Below are 16,155 nucleotides of genomic sequence, written 5' to 3' on the forward strand. Positions count from 1 at the left end.
CAGATATGATTACATTTCATGATGTATCGAAGATATACCGGATTGGCGGGGCGGAGGTACGCGCCCTCGACCGTGCGAGCATGCAGATAGAGGAGGGAGAATTTGTCAGCATAGTCGGTCCCTCCGGGAGTGGAAAGTCTACGATGATGAATATCATCGGATGTCTTGACATGGCGGACGAGGGGACGTACACGCTGGACGGCCAGGCCATAGAAGCGTATTCCGAGTCAGAGCTGGCCCGGATACGGAATAAGAAGATAGGGTTTATTTTCCAGAGCTTTAACCTGATTGGAAATATGACAGCGTCAGAGAATATAGAGTTACCGCTGATTTACCAGAGGATGCCGAAAAATGAGAGAAAGGATAGGGTAATGGAAGCTCTTTCTAAAGTACGGCTGGAAGGAAGAGGGTCCCACAGGCCAAATGAGCTGTCTGGAGGACAGCAGCAGAGGGTTGCCATTGCAAGGGCGATTGCGACGTCCCCGTCACTTTTTCTTGCCGATGAGCCGACGGGGAATCTGGATTCCAAGACAGGTGAAGAGATTATGAACCTGTTCCACGAGCTGCACGAACAGGGAAATACGATTGTACTCATCACCCACGACGATTCCGTAGCCAGCCAGGCGAATAGGAGTATCCATATACTAGACGGCAGGGTAGAGGAGGTAGAAGCATGATACGGCAGGCTGTAAAAATGGCATGGAAATCGATAGCCTCAAACAAGATGCGCTCCTTTCTGACCATGCTCGGCATCATCATCGGTGTCATGTCGCTTGTCGTGCTTGTATCGCTCGTAAGCGGGACAACGGAATCCGTGACAGACCAGATTTCCAGCATCGGCACCAATCTGCTGACGGTCACGGTACAGGATGACAAAGGCAGGCCGTTGAAGTTGGCGGATGTATCCGAACTGGCGGAAGATGAAGAGCTAGAGGCGGCTGCGCCGGTGGCACAGAGCAGTGTGGCCGCAGCCAGTTCCTATTCGGAGGAATACATTTCCCTCTATGGGACGACCGGCGATTATTATGACATCCAGGGGCTGGAATTGTATGCGGGCCGGTTTATCAAAAATATTGACGTGGAAAAACATACGAACGTGGCGGTCATCAATGCCGGTCTCGCCACAGAGGTGATGGGGCGGATGGATGTGGCCGGCGAGACGATAAAGTTTAACGGGACGGAGTATCAGATTATCGGCGTGCTGGCTGCGAAGGACAGTGATTCCAGCACAACGGAAAACTATGAGGCCTATATTCCGTACACGTCCCTCATCCGTCTTACGGACGACGTATCGTCCGATGTGACGGCGTTCTGCGCGTCAGCAGCAAGTGAAGAGACGCTCGACGATGCACAGGACGCCCTGTCGGCGGCCTTGATGGAACGGTTCAACGAGGACGAGGATGCATTTACTGTTATCAACCAGTCCGCGGTCATGGAGGCCATGGAGAGTGTCACCGACACACTGGCGCTTCTGCTCGGCGGTATTGCGGCGATTTCTCTGCTCGTGGGCGGTATTGGCATCATGAACATCATGCTTGTGTCCGTAACAGAACGTACGCGTGAAATCGGAATCCGCAAAGCAATCGGGGCAGGGAAAGGCACCATTATGCTTCAGTTTCTTATCGAGGCGCTCATGATCAGTCTGATGGGATGTGCCGTTGGAATCTTTCTGTCCTGGGTTACCCTTCGGATTATATCAGGAGTGGGCGGAGATGATATGAACTACGAGCTGAGGCTGGGTGTTGTCTGGATATCAATTGCATTTTCCATGGGTATCGGTATTATCTTCGGCATATACCCGGCAGATAAAGCCGCCAAAAAGCAGCCGATTGATGCGCTCAGGTATGCCGGATAGGCGGCCATCCGTGACAGATCTTAAGAAAGTATGTTTCAGACGTCGTTGTGAAATAGAAATATGCTAGAGCAAAAATCTTCACAGCCGATTCAGAGACTGAAGACATACACGATACAGGATTTTACAGTTTCAGCCGCGGCGCCGTTTACGGTAACGCCGCTGGATGCACAGCTGATGACAGACGCACAGCATATCGACGCAAGAAAACGGGTACTGCACAGAGATGCGGCTTTTGTCCCTAAGCGTATCGGATACATCCCTTCCAGAGGTTCCGCGGCCGAACAGGCAGGCATTCAGTATATGGATCCGATAGCACCGGCGGAATCCCTCATACTGGTCGGACATGGAGAAGCTCCGGTAAGTGCTGCCCAGGAGGGGACATTCGGAGATTACAGAGCTGGGGAGCTGGCGCTTTTGTTTGAAGTTAATAATATACTGCCTGTAGGTTACAGTGGAGAAATATATCTAGACGGGTGCGATACCGGACAGAGATTTTTGAATCAGCAGGGAACATCTTATATTGAACATTTTAAGCAGGAACTGCAGGCTGCATATTTGGCGGCCAGTGTTAATCTGGGGAATTTTACGGTAAAAGGAAACATCGGTGAGGCTTTGACACAGGTGGCAGGCCGGGAACGAATTGATATTTCCGCGGTTAATATGGACCAGTTCAATGACAAGGTCGGGGAACTGCTCCGTAACGATGTGGGGAATCACTATCACGCAAAGTATGGTACGGATGCTTCCAGCCGGGTGGCGGGAACACATGTGAGACTGGCAGACGCCGGAGGAACGAGAGGCGAGGTGCTCGGAAAAGCAGGGAAACTGGTAGTATAAATACATCATTGACATGGTATAAGCAAGGGACAGACAGCCGGAGGCGGCCAGTCTGTCCCTTGCATGATACATGGCTATAATTTGATTTTCATGACATCCACATCCAGATTCCAGAGAAACTTGTCCAGGTCTTTGAAGGACAGGAATACAGTCGCGGTGTTTTCCAGCGGATGTATTCCGAGACTTTTGCACCGTCCGAGATCCTTGTCAATAAAAAATTCTACCGCATGGTCAGCATCGTTCATAAGCCCGAAGGGAGAGACGCTGCCCTGCTTAAGCCCAAGATACTGTTCCAGCCGCTCTTCGGAGGCAAAGCTTAAGTTGCCCGCGCCAAGAGCACGGCCGAGTGATTTCAGGTCAACCGTCTTTTTCTCATCACAAGTCACGAGAAAGTGCCGCTTACCTTTGGCATCACGCAGGAACAGGTTTTTGCAGAGCGTTCCTTTGGCGGGAAGCCCCAGACGGTCCATATCCTCCATCGTGTGTACAGGCTCGTGTTCCACCACCTCGTATTTGATGTTCAGTTTGTTCAGTGCGTCGTATACGCGTTGTTTTTGATCTTCCATGTCTCTTGCTCCTTTCTTAATTCGGATAGTGCACTACGATGCATGCAGTTATCATCCCTTTCCCTGTATTTTTGTAAATGTAGTCATCAAATGCATTATATGCGGCGGAATCGCCGGCTTCCAGCACATATTCCGTGTCCTTGAACACGAGCGTCAGTTGTCCGCTGTATACGGTGATGAACTCCTGGGTGCCTGCCATCTGCCTGTTTCCCGCCATCTGTCCGCCTTCGTCAAATTCGAAATCAAAGATTTCAAAATCCTGTCCGTCCCGGAAACTGAAGACCGGATAAAGCCGGTAACGGCCGTCATCGCTGATAAGAGGAGCGACATCGGCTTTGCTTGTCCGGGAAAAGGGGGTCGGCTTCGGAGCAGTGAATGCGGTCACCGGTACTTTCAGGCCGAGAGAAAGCTTGTATACAGTGGAAATCGTTGGATTTACTTCGCCCCGCTCCAACTGGCTCAGCATGCTTTTACTGATGGAGGTGAGGGAAGATGCCTGTTCAAGGCTCAATGCCTTGGCCTTGCGAATCTCTTTTAAGTTATCTGCAATGAGCTGGTTTAAATCATCCAATTGGATCCCTCCCCGATATTCCGGTATATAGAATTTTTTTCTATTATATTGCAAACCAGGAAGAAAGTAAAGACAGGTTCTGCTACTTTTCTTTCTGCGCTGTTATGATCGTGTAGCTGCTGGCATTGATGGTTAATATACAGCCGTCAATGCGCACATACCAGTTTTTTCCTTTTCTGGTGGCAGAGGCACCGGGCTGTTTTAGTTTTGCCTTGCACCAGTCAACCACCTGATCCGTTTCCAAAGAAAGGTTTCGCCTGATACGTAAGACACCCTGCTCCGTTGTATGTAAGCGGTCAAGATTAAGAAGCGGTTCATTCATTGTATCCATCTCTATATCTCCTTCGTGTTTTCTAATAATGATACTACAAGATCTATTTTAAAGAAGGTGCCGCCAAACAGCAGAAAACGAACTGTTTTGCGGCACCTTTCTCTTGTTATGCGTCTGTCTGCCCCTTTACATATTTCAGCGCCTTCGTGACCGGCGGCAGCGATATGATGACGAGAGTAATCACAGCTTCAGCCCCAAGGTAAGAACCCTGGTAGAGTGCGGAATAAGCCCACGGATTCATCCCGTCCGGCGCATAAGATGCAAAAAATATGACACCGGAGAGAAGAGAGCAGATAAACCTGCCAAGGACTCCCACGATATAACCCGTCTGCAGGCCATATTTCCTGTCTGAAAAGAGGCCCGACAAACCGAGCGCCCCGAAGGCAAGCGGATAATCGAGCACCACCTGAGGAATCGAGAGCATGTACGGATCTACGACAAACTGAAGTATTCCATAGGCGACCCCGGTCAGTAGACCATATTTCAGCCCATACCAATATCCTATGAGACAGATGAACAACATGGATAATAAAGTGACGGAACCTCCCATAGGCATGTCCCACACTTTAATGTAAGAAGTCACCATAGCAAGAGCGATTCCAACTGCAGAAAAAACGAGTTTCTTAATGACAACACCTGAAGAAGTGCTTGTCTTGACACTTGATTTTGACATATTAAATTCTCCTTCCTTACGCCGGCATTATCCGGATCAAGTTATAAGGGTCTGTGCACAACCGCGCACATCTCAGCCGCTTCGGCGCCCCGTTCCATTACTATAATAGTCAGAAAATACAGATGTGTCAAGTACGGGGGTTGTACGGAAGGGGTCAGACCCCTATGGCCATAGGGGTCTGACCCCTTTGAATTGTTTCAAAGAATTTATACTTTTTTAATTGCATGTTATGGTAATGAGAAGTAGAATAGAGAGAGTAATTGAAAGAAAGTGAGGTTTAATATGGAACAGCAGCAAAATGGAACACCGCCTGTACCTGTCGAGAGCGGCGGTAAGCGGTTCATGCGTCTGTGGGGTCCGCTGCTCATCAAGTGGGGAATCGCGTTCGCCACGATGATGGCCGGTGCTATGGTATGTTCTTTCTTATATATGTCAGCGCATTATGACGCGGCTATGAAAGCGATGGAGAATCAGGAGCAGATGATGAACCTGTATAATGCCATACTTGAGGAACTCATGAAATGGCAGACGGCTATTGAAGGGATAGCGGCATTTATCACCATACCTGTGATGCTTATATTCTTTCACAAGGACAGGGTGAAGGAGCGGGCGGCAGGAATCCTTCCTAACAAGAAAGCACCTATATGGAAATACAGTGCCGTGCTGCTGATGTCAGTGGCGATGTGCTGGGGACTGAACAATCTGATTGCAATCAGCGGGGTGTCCGCCATAAGCGGTACTTACGAGGAGACGATGGAGATACTTTATACGCCGCCTCTGCTGATTCAGGTCATCTGTCTTGGAATTCTTGTGCCAATTTGTGAGGAACTCGTATTCCGGGGACTCATGTTCAAACGTATGAGGGCAAGAGCGGGATATCTGCAGTCTGCCATATACTCATCTGTCGTGTTCGCGATACTGCATGTGAACCTTGTGCAGATGATCTACAGCTTTGTACTTGGCCTGATGCTGGCATACATTTACGAAAAATATGGTTCGATAAAGGCACCTGTGGCTGCTCATGTAGTCATGAACATATTCTCGGTGCTGGCAACGAAATACGAGCTTCTAGACTGGCTGGCAGCAGATATCATGAGGATAGGGATCGTCACAGTCGTATGTGCGGCAGTAGCGGCAACGATGTTCGTATTCATACAGAGAATTGAAGAAAGACCGGATTATCCAAATAAACCGGGTGAAAATGAAAATCTGGCGGCTATATAAGCTGCCAGATTTTTTAATGCACGATAATGGCAGAAGCAGCCGAAAGTGAATATATTGTAAAAGCGGACCTTATTATTCTATGAAGATAATTGTTACGAAATTATTAAATTTTATTGCAAAATTTGGCAGTATAAGGTATAATCATTCCTAGATGTAGGGGTACTATGTCTATGTTAGACGAATGAGGGAGTTAAAAATAAGTAAAAAGGATGATTAGTATGAAGAGATGGAAAGCTACGTTGGTGACGGTGATGCTGACCAGTTCTTTGATTGCTGTGCCTGTGTTCGCAGAACCGTCGGTAGATGATTTGAAGGCGAACAAGAAGGCGGCGGAAGAACAAGTCAGTTCATTGCAGAGTCAGCTGACAGACCTGCTGAACAAGCTCGGGCAGCTGGAGGAAGACTTGATTGCCAAAGGGGAGGAAATCACAAAGGCAGAAGAGGATCTTAAGGAAGCAGAAGAACTTGAAAAGCAGCAGTATGAGGACATGAAGCTCCGTATCCAGTTCATGTATGAGGAAGGCAATACGAGCGCGGTAGAGGCGATTGTAACGTCAGAAGATTTCGGAGACTTGGTCAACAAGGCCGAATATGTACAGAATGTACATGACTATGACCGTGACAAGCTCCAGGAATATGTGGATACAAAGAAAAAGATTGCAGATTTAAAGACGACTCTGGAGGAAGAAAAGACGAACCTGGAGGGGATGCAGTCTGAGTATGAAAGCAAAGAAGATGAATTAAACACGACGATTGAGACGAAAAAGTCAGAAATCGCAGATTTTGACGCACAGATACAGGCGGCGGCAGAGGCCGCGGCAGCCGAGGCTGCCAGACAGCAGGAAGCGGAACGTCAGGCGGCAGCAGACAATAACGGTGGCGGCGGTTCCGGTACAGGTGGTGGCTCCGGCAGTGGAAACGGCGGCGGAAGCGGTTCCTCGGGTATCGATTATACCGGAACAGGTAATACCGCTACGGCGCAGGCGATAGTCAGCGCAGCGTACAGCCAGCTCGGCGTGCCATATGTATGGGGAGGCACGACACCGGGAGTAGGCCTTGACTGTTCAGGACTTACGCAATATTGTCACAGAGTAGCCGGAATCAGTATCGGACGTACATCACAGGTGCAGGGAGGCGGCGGAAAAGCTGTCAGCAGCCCGCAGCCGGGAGACCTGGTATGTTACGGAACCCATATTGGCATATATATAGGAAATGGACAGATGATTCATGCACCACACACAGGGGATGTAGTTAGGGTAGCGAATGTATATGGTTCACCATGGTACAGACGTTACTGGTAAGGGGAAATACTTAGACTAAGGAGAGACTTATGAGGAAACTGTGTAAAGTGTGTACTATTTCATTATTGGCGGGGGCGTTGGTTGTAACGCCCGTGTTCGCAGAACCGTCGGTAGACGATTTGGAGAACAGCAAGGCGGCAGCCGAGAGCGAGGTCAATTCCCTGCAGAGCGAATTGTCCGCTACGTTAGCCAAGATTACGTCACTGGAAGCGGAACTGGAAGAAAAGACGGAAGCGGTAGTGAAGACGAACGAAGAGCTGGAAGAAGCGGCCTATCAGGAACGTCAGCAGTACAGCGACATGAAGCTACGTATCCAGTATATGTATGAAGAAGGGGACGGCAGCGTTGTAGAGACACTATTATCTGCGAAGAGCTTTTCCGATTTGGTTAACAAAGCGGAATACGTGCAGAATGTGCACAGTTATGATAAGCAAAAACTCGAAGAATATATTAAGACAAAAGAAAAAGTTGAGACGTTGAAGAACAGCCTGGACACGGAAGTTGAAAATATGCAGTCCAAACAGGCCGCTCTGGAGGAGGAGAAAGTATCTTTAAGCAGCACGATTTCTTCCAAGCAGTCTCAGATCGCACAGCTGGACCAGAGCATTCAGGATGCGCTGGCGGCAGCGGTGGAAGAGCAGCAGGCAGCAGGAGAAGCAGGCGGACAGGATGAGGCAAATGCAAATGGCGCAGGCCAGGGCGGTTCAGAAAACGGGGGCGGTAATGATGACAAACAATACGCACCTCCTTCCGGCGGCAACGGCTCAGCAGTCGCCAATTATGCGTGCCAGTTCGTGGGCAACAAATACGTATATGGCGGAAGCAGCCTGACGAATGGAACCGACTGCTCTGGTTTTACGATGGCGGTATATGCAGCGTTCGGAGTATCTCTTCCTCATAACGACGCCGCGCAGGAAGGCTGTGGCCGGGCGGTAAGCTATTCGGAGGCTCAGCCCGGAGATTTGATTTTCTACGGCGGGCATGTCGGCATCTACATCGGTGGAGGCAGCATCGTGCATGCTTCAAATTCCGCACCTTATCCAGAAGGCGGAATTAAGATCAGCAGCGCTACATACAGACCTATCAAATGTGTCAGAAGAATTTTCTAATAAAATCAGCGGACCGGTCCCGACCGGTCCGTTTTTTGTACCGGAACTTTTACCTGTTCTATAATTTACCTGTCGCATTTTACAGAAAAATGTTGAATCCGGTAACAATATATAGTATCCTTTACATGTATATATGAAATTTTAGCCAGGCATATCTCGAAGAGCGCCAGCGGTGCAGCAGGTATGCGGCATGGAACACACGCAGAATAAAAAGAACAATTTACAGGAAAGGTGAAAATATGAAGAATAGACTGACCCAGGCTGTCATAGCAGCTTCCGTGGCGAGCGTGCTCATCGCGACTCCAGTATTTGCAGAGCCGTCAGTGGAGGATTTGAAGAAGAATAAAGCGGCAGCCGAGAGCGAAGTCGGTTCCCTTCAGGAGGAACTGACAGAACTCGTGTCCAAGATCAGCCAGCTGGAAAGTGATTTGATAGAGAAGGGTGAAGAGATTACAAAGGCGGAAGATGATTTAAAAGAAGCCCAGAAGCAGGAAGAAGAGCAATATGAAGACATGAAGCTCCGCATCAAATTCATGTATGAGGAGGGAGACACGAGCTTTGTAGAGACGCTTGTATCCGCTAAGAACTTTTCGGATCTTGTCAACAAGGCGGAATATGTCCAGAATGTACATACATATGACCGGCAGATGCTTACAGCGTATGTGGAGACGAAGCAGAAGGTAGCAGACCTTAAGGATACGCTGGAAGATGAGATGGCCAGCATGGAGAGCATGCAGCAGCAGTTCGAGTCGGACAAGGACAGCCTTGACGTGACACTTGAGAGCAAGCAGGCAGAGATTGCCAACCTCGACGGAGAGATACAGGCGGCGGTTGAAAAAGCTGCGGAAGAACGTAGGAAAGAGGAAGAGGAAAGACAGCAGCAGGCACGGCAGCAGGAGACGGCACAGGCTCCGTCGGGCAATGCAGGTTCAGGAAGCACCGGAGGCGGCAGTACGCCTTCCGCTCCTCAGCCGTCCTATCAGGGACAAGGAGATACGTCTGTCGCACAAGCGATAGTGAGCGCTGCTTATTCACAGCTCGGCGTTCCGTACAAGTGGGGAGGAACGACACCAGGAGTCGGGCTTGACTGCTCGGGGCTCGTCCAGTATGCCCACCGCGTGGCAGGGATATCGATTCCGAGAAACTCTGAGGCGCAATATGCCGCCGGAAAGAAAGTATCCAATCCACAGCCGGGAGATATCGCCTGGAAGCCCGGGCATGTAGGTGTCTATATCGGCAATGGCAAGATGATTGAGGCGCAGCAGACCGGTACGAATATTATGGTCAGCAATGTAAGAGCAGTAGGATATGCAAGATACTGGTAGGAAAAAACTGGCAATTTATGTAAATATCTTGAAAAAAATAGAAAAATGTAGTATTCTGACCTTAGATATGCGGGGGCGTATGAGAGAACGCGGCAGAAGATATGAATTTCTGCCGTCCAATGATTAATAAGGATGGGTGAGAATATGAAAAAACGTTTAGGACAGGCACTCATCACTACTTTAGTGATGAGTTCTTTAATTGTAGCTCCTGTAATGGCAGCGCCTGACGGCGTTGAGGACCTGGAAGGTCAGAAGCAGGCAGTGGAAGCCCAGGCTGAGGGTGTCAATGCCAGGCTGGTCAGCCTACTCGTACAGTTTGACGCCTTGAAGCAGGATATGGCTGGGCAGAAAGAACGTATCGCGCAGGCTGAGAGTGATTATAAGGAAGCCAGCGAAAAGGAGCAGGAACAGTATGAGGCGATGAAGCTTCGCATCCAGTACATGTATGAACAGGGCGATACGAGCTTTCTCGAGACAGTCGTGTCTGCCAAGAGCTATTCCGATCTGGTCAATAAGGCGGAATACGTGCAGAAAGTACATTCCTACGATAGAAAGATGCTCAAGGAATATGTGGATACGAAAAATGAGGTCGCGTCGCTGAAAGAGGAACTGGAGTCCGGTGAAGCTGAGATGGAGGCTATGGCGGAAGACCTGAGCAGCCAGCAGACGAGTCTGGAAAGTACACTGTCCAGTATGAGAAGCCAGATAGCCGATTTTGACACACAGCTGGCCGCTGCAAAGGAAGAAGCTGCCGAGCAGCTCGGAGAGTTGACGGAAGATACGGAAAACATGACGGCGGCTATCGAAGAAGGCGGCTCCGATGAAACGGCAGACGGCAGCAGCAAGCCGTCATCCGGAGGGAATACAAACAACGCCGGCACAGGCGGAACGTCGAAGCCGTCCGGCAATGCGAATAACAATACGAGCAAACCTACAAACAACAATAACACCAGCAAGCCCTCGAATAATAACAGTAATACGAACAAGCCGTCCAATAATAACGGCGGCAACAGTACGAATAAGCCAAGCAACGCGTCTCTCGGACAGCAGATCGCGTCAAAAGCATGTACATATGTAGGCAATCCTTATGTCTACGGGGGCACGAGCCTGACAAACGGAGCTGACTGTTCCGGCTTTGTACAATCGGTACACAAGCTGTTCGGCATCTCGACACCGAGGGATTCGTGGGGACAGCTCGCCGGAGGGAAAGCAGTAGCATATTCTAATATACTTCCAGGCGATGTCATCGTGTACAGCGACCATGTCGCGATATACATAGGGGGCAACCAGATTGTCCACGCATCCAACAGCAAGCCATATCCGGCCGGCGGAATCAAGATCAGCAGCCCGGCGAACTACAGGACCGTCCTCGGTGTCAGACGTTACTGGTAATCGGGAAGAGCGGGACGGATATCCATATCATCAGAAAATGTAGAATCGAGCCTGTAAATGCAAGAAAACCCTTGCATTTACAGGCTTTTTGTGGTAATATACAACAGTCGCAAAAAAACACGCATATGGTTGTCTGTATCGGTGCCTAAGCTCAGATGAGACGGTCTTACAGAAAAGAAGTATGCGGAAGAATGAAAACCAAATGGAGGAAAAGACATGAGTGTTATATCAATGAAACAACTTTTAGAAGCAGGTGTCCACTTTGGACATCAGACAAGAAGATGGAACCCTAAGATGGCTCCATACATCTACACAGAGAGAAACGGTATCTATATTATCGATTTACAGAAGTCTGTAGGCAAAGTAGATGAAGCTTACCAGGCAATCTCTGATATCGCGGCTGAAGGCGGATCCATCCTGTTCGTAGGTACGAAGAAGCAGGCGCAGGACGCTATCAAGACGGAATCTGAACGTTGTGGAATGTTTTATGTAAATGAAAGATGGCTCGGCGGCATGCTCACGAACTTCAAGACGATCAAGAGCAGAATCAACCGCTTAAAAGAAATCGAAAGAATGTCAGAAGACGGTACTTTTGATGTGCTGCCTAAGAAAGAAGTTATCCAGCTGAAGAAAGAGTGGGAGAAGCTTGAGAAGAACCTTGGCGGTATCAAAGAGATGAAGAAAGCGCCGGATGCAATCTTTGTAGTCGACCCTAAGAAAGAAAGAATCTGTGTACAGGAAGCACATACGCTTGGCATTCCGCTTATCGGAATCGCTGATACGAACTGCGACCCGGAAGAGCTGGATTATGTGATTCCAGGAAATGATGATGCTATCCGTGCAGTTAAATTAATCGTTTCCAAGATGGCGGATGCTGTTATCGAAGCTAACCAGGGAGCAACCGGATACGAAGAAGAATACGTAGAAGGCGAAGACGCTTACGAGGAATCAGCAGAAGCAAACTAATTCAGAGGAAGGGAACTTCCTGATTATAATTGTAGATGGAGGACGATAAGATGGCAATTACAGCTAGTATGGTAAAAGAGTTAAGAGAGATGACAGGCGCAGGTATGATGGACTGCAAAAAGGCTCTTAACGAGACAGACGGCAATATGGATGAAGCAGTAGAATACCTGAGGAAGAACGGACAGGCCAAAGCAGAGAAGAAGGCTGGACGTATCGCAGCAGAAGGTCTTGTCATGGCTGAGGTAAAAGATGATAAGACAGCGGCAATCGTAGAGGTGAACTCCGAGACAGACTTCGTGGCAAAGAATGCCGAGTTCCAGGGATTCGTCAAAGCGGTGACAGAACAGGCAGTCGGCACGGACGCGGCTGATATGGATGCATTTATGGCTGAGGCATGGAAGGAAGATACTTCTAAGACGGTGAAAGATGCCCTCACAGAAAAAATCTCTGTTATAGGTGAAAACCTGAACATCAGAAGATTTGAAAAAGTAGTGACGGACGGATGTGTCGTATCCTACATCCATGGTGGCGGACGTATCGGTGTTCTTGTAGAAGCAGATACAGATGTTGTCAACGACGATATCAGAACATGCCTGAAGAACGTGGCTATGCAGGTTGCTGCAATGTCTCCGAAGTATACGTCTCGTGAGGAAGTGTCACAGGAATATATCGACCATGAAAAAGAGATTCTGCTTGCCCAGGCTAAAGTAGAGAATCCTGACAAGCCGGACAACATTATCGAGAAGATGATCATCGGACGTCTCAACAAGGAGATGAAAGAAATCTGCCTGCTTGACCAGGTATATGTACAGGACAGCGACCTGACAGTTGCCAAGTATGTAGAGAAGGTTGCTAAAGAAGCTGGTGCGAATATGTCAGTGAAGAGATTCATCCGTTTTGAGACCGGAGAAGGACTTGAAAAGAAGAACGAAGACTTCGCGGCTGAAGTAGCGGCACAGATGGGAAACTAATTTCTCAATCGCAATAATGGTAGAATGCTAGTTGAAAACGTATGAATGTCGAGGGTATATTGCGAAAGTGATATGCCCTCAATTTTATCAGGCGATTTGTAATAGGAGGAAAATATGAGGAATCACTATATCCGCCTGTGTGTTGCAGGCTTGTTGACATTATCTGTATTAGCCGGGTGTGCAAAAGGTCAGGAAGATAAAAAAGGACAGAGCGGGCCTGCATACTGTACGGATAAGGAGATTCTTTCGATGCTGAAGAATGATGGCACGCCGGAATTTGTGCTCGATGGCGTCTATTATGAACTTCCGGCCAGTGTAGGTGACTTTACCGGGCAGGGGTGGGATATGTCACTGGAACGATATGAGGGCGGAGAAGTTATGCTGCAGCCCGGAGAGAGTATCGACGTTACTTTTTCAAAAGAAGAACGAAAAATGAATGCCGTTGTTGTTAACCAGACAGTGGACCTGCTGGAAGCGGGGGATGAATGCCAGGTAATCCAGGTCGAGGCATACGCTTCTTCAGACACGTCCTCTTCTGATTTTTTCGTGACCGAGCAGGGAATCTGCCTGAACACTCCTGAGAAAGATGCTGAGAAGCTGTTGAGTAAAAAGGATGGATATGAACATGAAAATGGAAGTGATACCTATATCCTGACGATGGAAGAACAAGACAGACCTGTAGATTATCTTACGTTTTCCAACAGCCAGGGATTTGCGCGGATAAAGATTGCGTCTGCAGACAGGTTTACATATACGAGCTATATTCCAACAGAAGAAAAGAAACAGGAAGCAGCCGCAAAGATTACTGAAGTAAAAGAGAATGCAGAGGAAAGCATGAAGCCTTATGCCAAGGACTACGATAAGCTGGTGAAGGACCTGGAATCTACGACGGCCGGTTTTCACAGTAAAGGTGCGGTGCAGGGCAAAGCTTCGGGCATAAGGGAAAATATGATAAACATACAGATGGAAAGTGAAGCTTCTTTCTACATGGCAGAAGATGAATCAGGACAGATCTACTATATCTACGAAGGATATACAGATACGAAAGACGCAGCCATCAAGCTTCCGCAGATGCAGGCCGGCGAGAAGATTGAACTCTGGGGCAGTGCCACCAATATCATGGAATTAGAAGATGGCAGCAGGTTCCCGGTCATCATGCCGAAGATCATCGAAAAGGATGGTCAACAGATATACTTATCAGAAGAGCTGCAGTTGAAATAATCAAGGAAACCAGGAAAGAGCCGGAACGGGGGAAGATGTTGTCTTACGAGACATCTTCCTTCCCCGTTCCGGCTCTTTCTGTTCCTGTGATACGGATATGGACGCTGCTTGTGTATCCCGCTCTGCTATTATATAATATAACCGTCGGATTAAGAAAAATTGTAAAAAAGGAAAATAAAATGACGATAGGAATCATAGAAGATGACAGGCTGCTGAACAAGGCTCTGGATATTGCCTTGAAAAAAGAAGGATATGAGACGCTGCAGGCTTATACGTGTAAGGAGGCAAGAGCGGTCGCGGCGGACGAAAAGACAGCGCTGCTCATATTGGATATCGGCCTTCCGGACGGCAGCGGGATAGGACTTTTTAAAGACATCTCAAAGGGAAGGAAATTACCGGCCATCTTCCTGACGGCAAGGGATGAAGAGGCAGACATGCTGGCGGCCTTTGATGCAGGCGCGGATGATTATGTGGTGAAGCCGTTTCCGATGAAAGTGCTCTTAAGACGGATTGAGGCGGTGACGCGTCGATGCGGCGGTCAGGAGAGAGTGCTTTCCTGCCGCGGATTAAGGCTGCATCCGGGTAAGAAGAAGGTCTGGGTTGGAGAAGAGGAAGTCCATCTAACGCCAAAGGAGTACCGCCTTCTGGAATTTATGATGGAGAATGAGGGACAGGTGCTGACGAAGGACAGTGTACTGGAGCATATCTGGGACATCGACGGACAATTTGTCGGTGAGAATACGGTCAGCGTCACCGTGAACCGGCTGAGAAAGAAGATTGAACCAAAAGAACGACGGGAGAAGTACATAGAGAATGTGTTCGGCATAGGGTACAGGTTTGGTAAATGACAGAGCAAGGTACAAAGGAAAGGGACAGACGGGAAGCACATGTGGATGGGACTGATTGGAGCCGGCCTTGGCGGGCTGTGCGCCGGGTTTGGGGCTGCGTATTACAGGCAGAGGAGAGGACGGGAGAAGGAGCTCAAAGAGATAGCAGAGCTGGCTGCCGACATATTGAATGGAAAGGAGGTTACAGGCGTGTCTGCCTGTGAGGAAACGCTCTATGCCCATATTGAGCATATGCTGTCCAGAATCCAGAGGATGACGGTGGGCAGGCAGGAAGAGGTGGAGAGAAGCCGCGCGCAGATACAGCAGCTGATTACGGAGATTGCCCATCAGATGTGTACGCCTCTTACGAATATGGAAACTTATCTGGAGTTTCTGCAGGAGGAAAGCATGGAAGATGGAGATTCGAAGGAGTATCTGGAGGCAGTAAGATGTGCGGAACAGAAACTGCATTTTCTCGTGGAGAGCTTCATCAAGATGTCCCGCCTGGAGCACCACATCTTACAGGTCAGGAAGGAGGAGACAGATCTGTCCGCCACGATATCCGGGGCTTTAAGGCAGATAGGACGGAAGGCGCAAGAAAGAGGAATCACTGTCGAGACGGCAGTCCCGGAGACGATACAGTGCCCCCATGATGCCGGCTGGCTCGGCGAAGCCCTGGTAAATGTACTGGACAATGCCGTAAAGTACAGCAGGGCCAAAGGCTTGATAAAAGTATCCGCTGTAAAGAATGAGATGTTCTGCTGCATCCAGGTCCGGGACTTCGGAATCGGCATAGCGGAAGGGGAGGAAAACAAGGTATTCCAGCGTTTCTACCGGGGCAGCCGGGTCACGTCCGAGGAAGGGTTTGGCATCGGTCTGTACCTCGCAAAAGAGATTGTAACCCGTCATGGCGGGTTCATGAGGATAGGCAGGATGGAACCGGGGGTAAAAGTAGAGATTCAGTTGTTAGAACTTTGTTAGATTTA

The 16,155-nt window shown here is 48.9% G+C and carries 17 protein-coding genes and 1 riboswitch; of the genes, 13 read left to right on the forward strand and 4 right to left on the reverse strand.

Going from position 1 to position 16,155, the window contains the following annotated elements; all coding sequences use genetic code 11:
• Positions 1 to 5 precede the first annotated feature (5 nt).
• From HMPREF0980_RS13010 to HMPREF0980_RS13020, 3 genes are read left to right on the forward strand one after another with little or no spacing between them, the layout of a single operon-like run.
• The gene (locus HMPREF0980_RS13010; RefSeq protein ID WP_049729523.1) at positions 6 to 677 is read left to right on the forward strand and encodes an ABC transporter ATP-binding protein; all 672 of its coding nucleotides are present in this window, start codon (positions 6 to 8) and stop codon (positions 675 to 677) included.
• Positions 674 to 1,855 (forward strand): ABC transporter permease, encoded by a 1,182-nt coding sequence (locus HMPREF0980_RS13015; RefSeq protein ID WP_049729524.1) that lies wholly within the window; start codon positions 674 to 676, stop codon positions 1,853 to 1,855. Before HMPREF0980_RS13010 ends, HMPREF0980_RS13015 begins: the two co-directional genes overlap by 4 nt.
• A gap of 60 nt (positions 1,856 to 1,915) precedes the next feature.
• Positions 1,916 to 2,692 carry a hypothetical protein gene (locus HMPREF0980_RS13020; RefSeq protein WP_049729525.1) on the forward strand — a complete coding sequence of 259 codons (777 nt, stop codon included), beginning with the start codon at positions 1,916 to 1,918 and terminating at the stop codon, positions 2,690 to 2,692.
• Between the two features lie 74 nt (positions 2,693 to 2,766).
• Here HMPREF0980_RS13020 and HMPREF0980_RS13025 read toward each other — a convergent pair whose 3' ends face one another.
• The 4 genes from HMPREF0980_RS13025 to thiT form a co-directional block, all read right to left on the reverse strand.
• Complete coding sequence (locus HMPREF0980_RS13025) at positions 2,767 to 3,258, reverse strand: prolyl-tRNA synthetase associated domain-containing protein (RefSeq protein ID WP_049729526.1); 492 nt, start codon at positions 3,256 to 3,258, stop codon at positions 2,767 to 2,769.
• Between the two features lie 16 nt (positions 3,259 to 3,274).
• The gene (locus HMPREF0980_RS13030) at positions 3,275 to 3,829 is read right to left on the reverse strand and encodes a helix-turn-helix domain-containing protein (RefSeq protein WP_049729527.1); all 555 of its coding nucleotides are present in this window, start codon (positions 3,827 to 3,829) and stop codon (positions 3,275 to 3,277) included.
• Between the two features lie 82 nt (positions 3,830 to 3,911).
• Positions 3,912 to 4,160 (reverse strand): DUF3781 domain-containing protein, encoded by a 249-nt coding sequence (locus HMPREF0980_RS13035; protein ID WP_049729528.1) that lies wholly within the window; start codon positions 4,158 to 4,160, stop codon positions 3,912 to 3,914.
• Positions 4,161 to 4,266: 106 nt separating this feature from the next.
• Positions 4,267 to 4,833 (reverse strand): energy-coupled thiamine transporter ThiT, encoded by a 567-nt coding sequence (thiT, locus tag HMPREF0980_RS13040; protein WP_049729529.1) that lies wholly within the window; start codon positions 4,831 to 4,833, stop codon positions 4,267 to 4,269.
• Positions 4,830 to 4,935, reverse strand: a riboswitch (TPP riboswitch). It overlaps the preceding gene by 4 nt.
• Positions 4,936 to 5,115: 180 nt before the next feature.
• Between thiT and HMPREF0980_RS13045 the strand changes: the two genes are divergently transcribed.
• The 10 genes from HMPREF0980_RS13045 (at position 5,116) to HMPREF0980_RS13090 (ending at position 16,150) form a co-directional block, all read left to right on the forward strand.
• Positions 5,116 to 6,057, forward strand: a complete 942-nt coding sequence (locus HMPREF0980_RS13045; RefSeq protein WP_049729530.1) for a CPBP family intramembrane glutamic endopeptidase — start codon at positions 5,116 to 5,118, stop codon at positions 6,055 to 6,057.
• A 218-nt stretch (positions 6,058 to 6,275) separates the two neighbouring features.
• Positions 6,276 to 7,358 carry a C40 family peptidase gene (locus HMPREF0980_RS13050; RefSeq protein ID WP_330375911.1) on the forward strand — a complete coding sequence of 361 codons (1,083 nt, stop codon included), beginning with the start codon at positions 6,276 to 6,278 and terminating at the stop codon, positions 7,356 to 7,358.
• 29 nt (positions 7,359 to 7,387) lie between these two features.
• Positions 7,388 to 8,467: a C40 family peptidase gene (locus HMPREF0980_RS13055; protein ID WP_049729532.1), complete on the forward strand. Its 1,080-nt coding sequence runs from the start codon at positions 7,388 to 7,390 to the stop codon at positions 8,465 to 8,467.
• 239 nt (positions 8,468 to 8,706) lie between these two features.
• Positions 8,707 to 9,792: a C40 family peptidase gene (locus tag HMPREF0980_RS13060; protein WP_049729533.1), complete on the forward strand. Its 1,086-nt coding sequence runs from the start codon at positions 8,707 to 8,709 to the stop codon at positions 9,790 to 9,792.
• A 144-nt stretch (positions 9,793 to 9,936) separates the two neighbouring features.
• Positions 9,937 to 11,184 (forward strand): C40 family peptidase, encoded by a 1,248-nt coding sequence (locus HMPREF0980_RS13065; RefSeq protein ID WP_242847407.1) that lies wholly within the window; start codon positions 9,937 to 9,939, stop codon positions 11,182 to 11,184.
• Positions 11,185 to 11,400: 216 nt separating this feature from the next.
• Positions 11,401 to 12,150: a 30S ribosomal protein S2 gene (gene rpsB / locus HMPREF0980_RS13070; RefSeq protein WP_049729535.1), complete on the forward strand. Its 750-nt coding sequence runs from the start codon at positions 11,401 to 11,403 to the stop codon at positions 12,148 to 12,150.
• A gap of 50 nt (positions 12,151 to 12,200) precedes the next feature.
• The gene (gene tsf / locus HMPREF0980_RS13075) at positions 12,201 to 13,121 is read left to right on the forward strand and encodes a translation elongation factor Ts (RefSeq protein ID WP_049729536.1); all 921 of its coding nucleotides are present in this window, start codon (positions 12,201 to 12,203) and stop codon (positions 13,119 to 13,121) included.
• A 114-nt stretch (positions 13,122 to 13,235) separates the two neighbouring features.
• Complete coding sequence (locus tag HMPREF0980_RS13080; protein ID WP_049729537.1) at positions 13,236 to 14,342, forward strand: hypothetical protein; 1,107 nt, start codon at positions 13,236 to 13,238, stop codon at positions 14,340 to 14,342.
• A 179-nt stretch (positions 14,343 to 14,521) separates the two neighbouring features.
• On the forward strand, positions 14,522 to 15,190 hold the full coding sequence (locus HMPREF0980_RS13085; protein ID WP_049729686.1) for a response regulator transcription factor: 669 nt from the start codon (positions 14,522 to 14,524) through the stop codon (positions 15,188 to 15,190).
• A gap of 45 nt (positions 15,191 to 15,235) precedes the next feature.
• Positions 15,236 to 16,150, forward strand: a complete 915-nt coding sequence (locus HMPREF0980_RS13090) for a sensor histidine kinase (RefSeq protein ID WP_242847408.1) — start codon at positions 15,236 to 15,238, stop codon at positions 16,148 to 16,150.
• Positions 16,151 to 16,155: the final 5 nt, after the last annotated feature.

Source organism: Dorea sp. D27 (assembly GCF_001185345.1).
In the GTDB taxonomy this organism is placed as follows: Bacteria; Bacillota; Clostridia; order Lachnospirales; family Lachnospiraceae; genus Extibacter.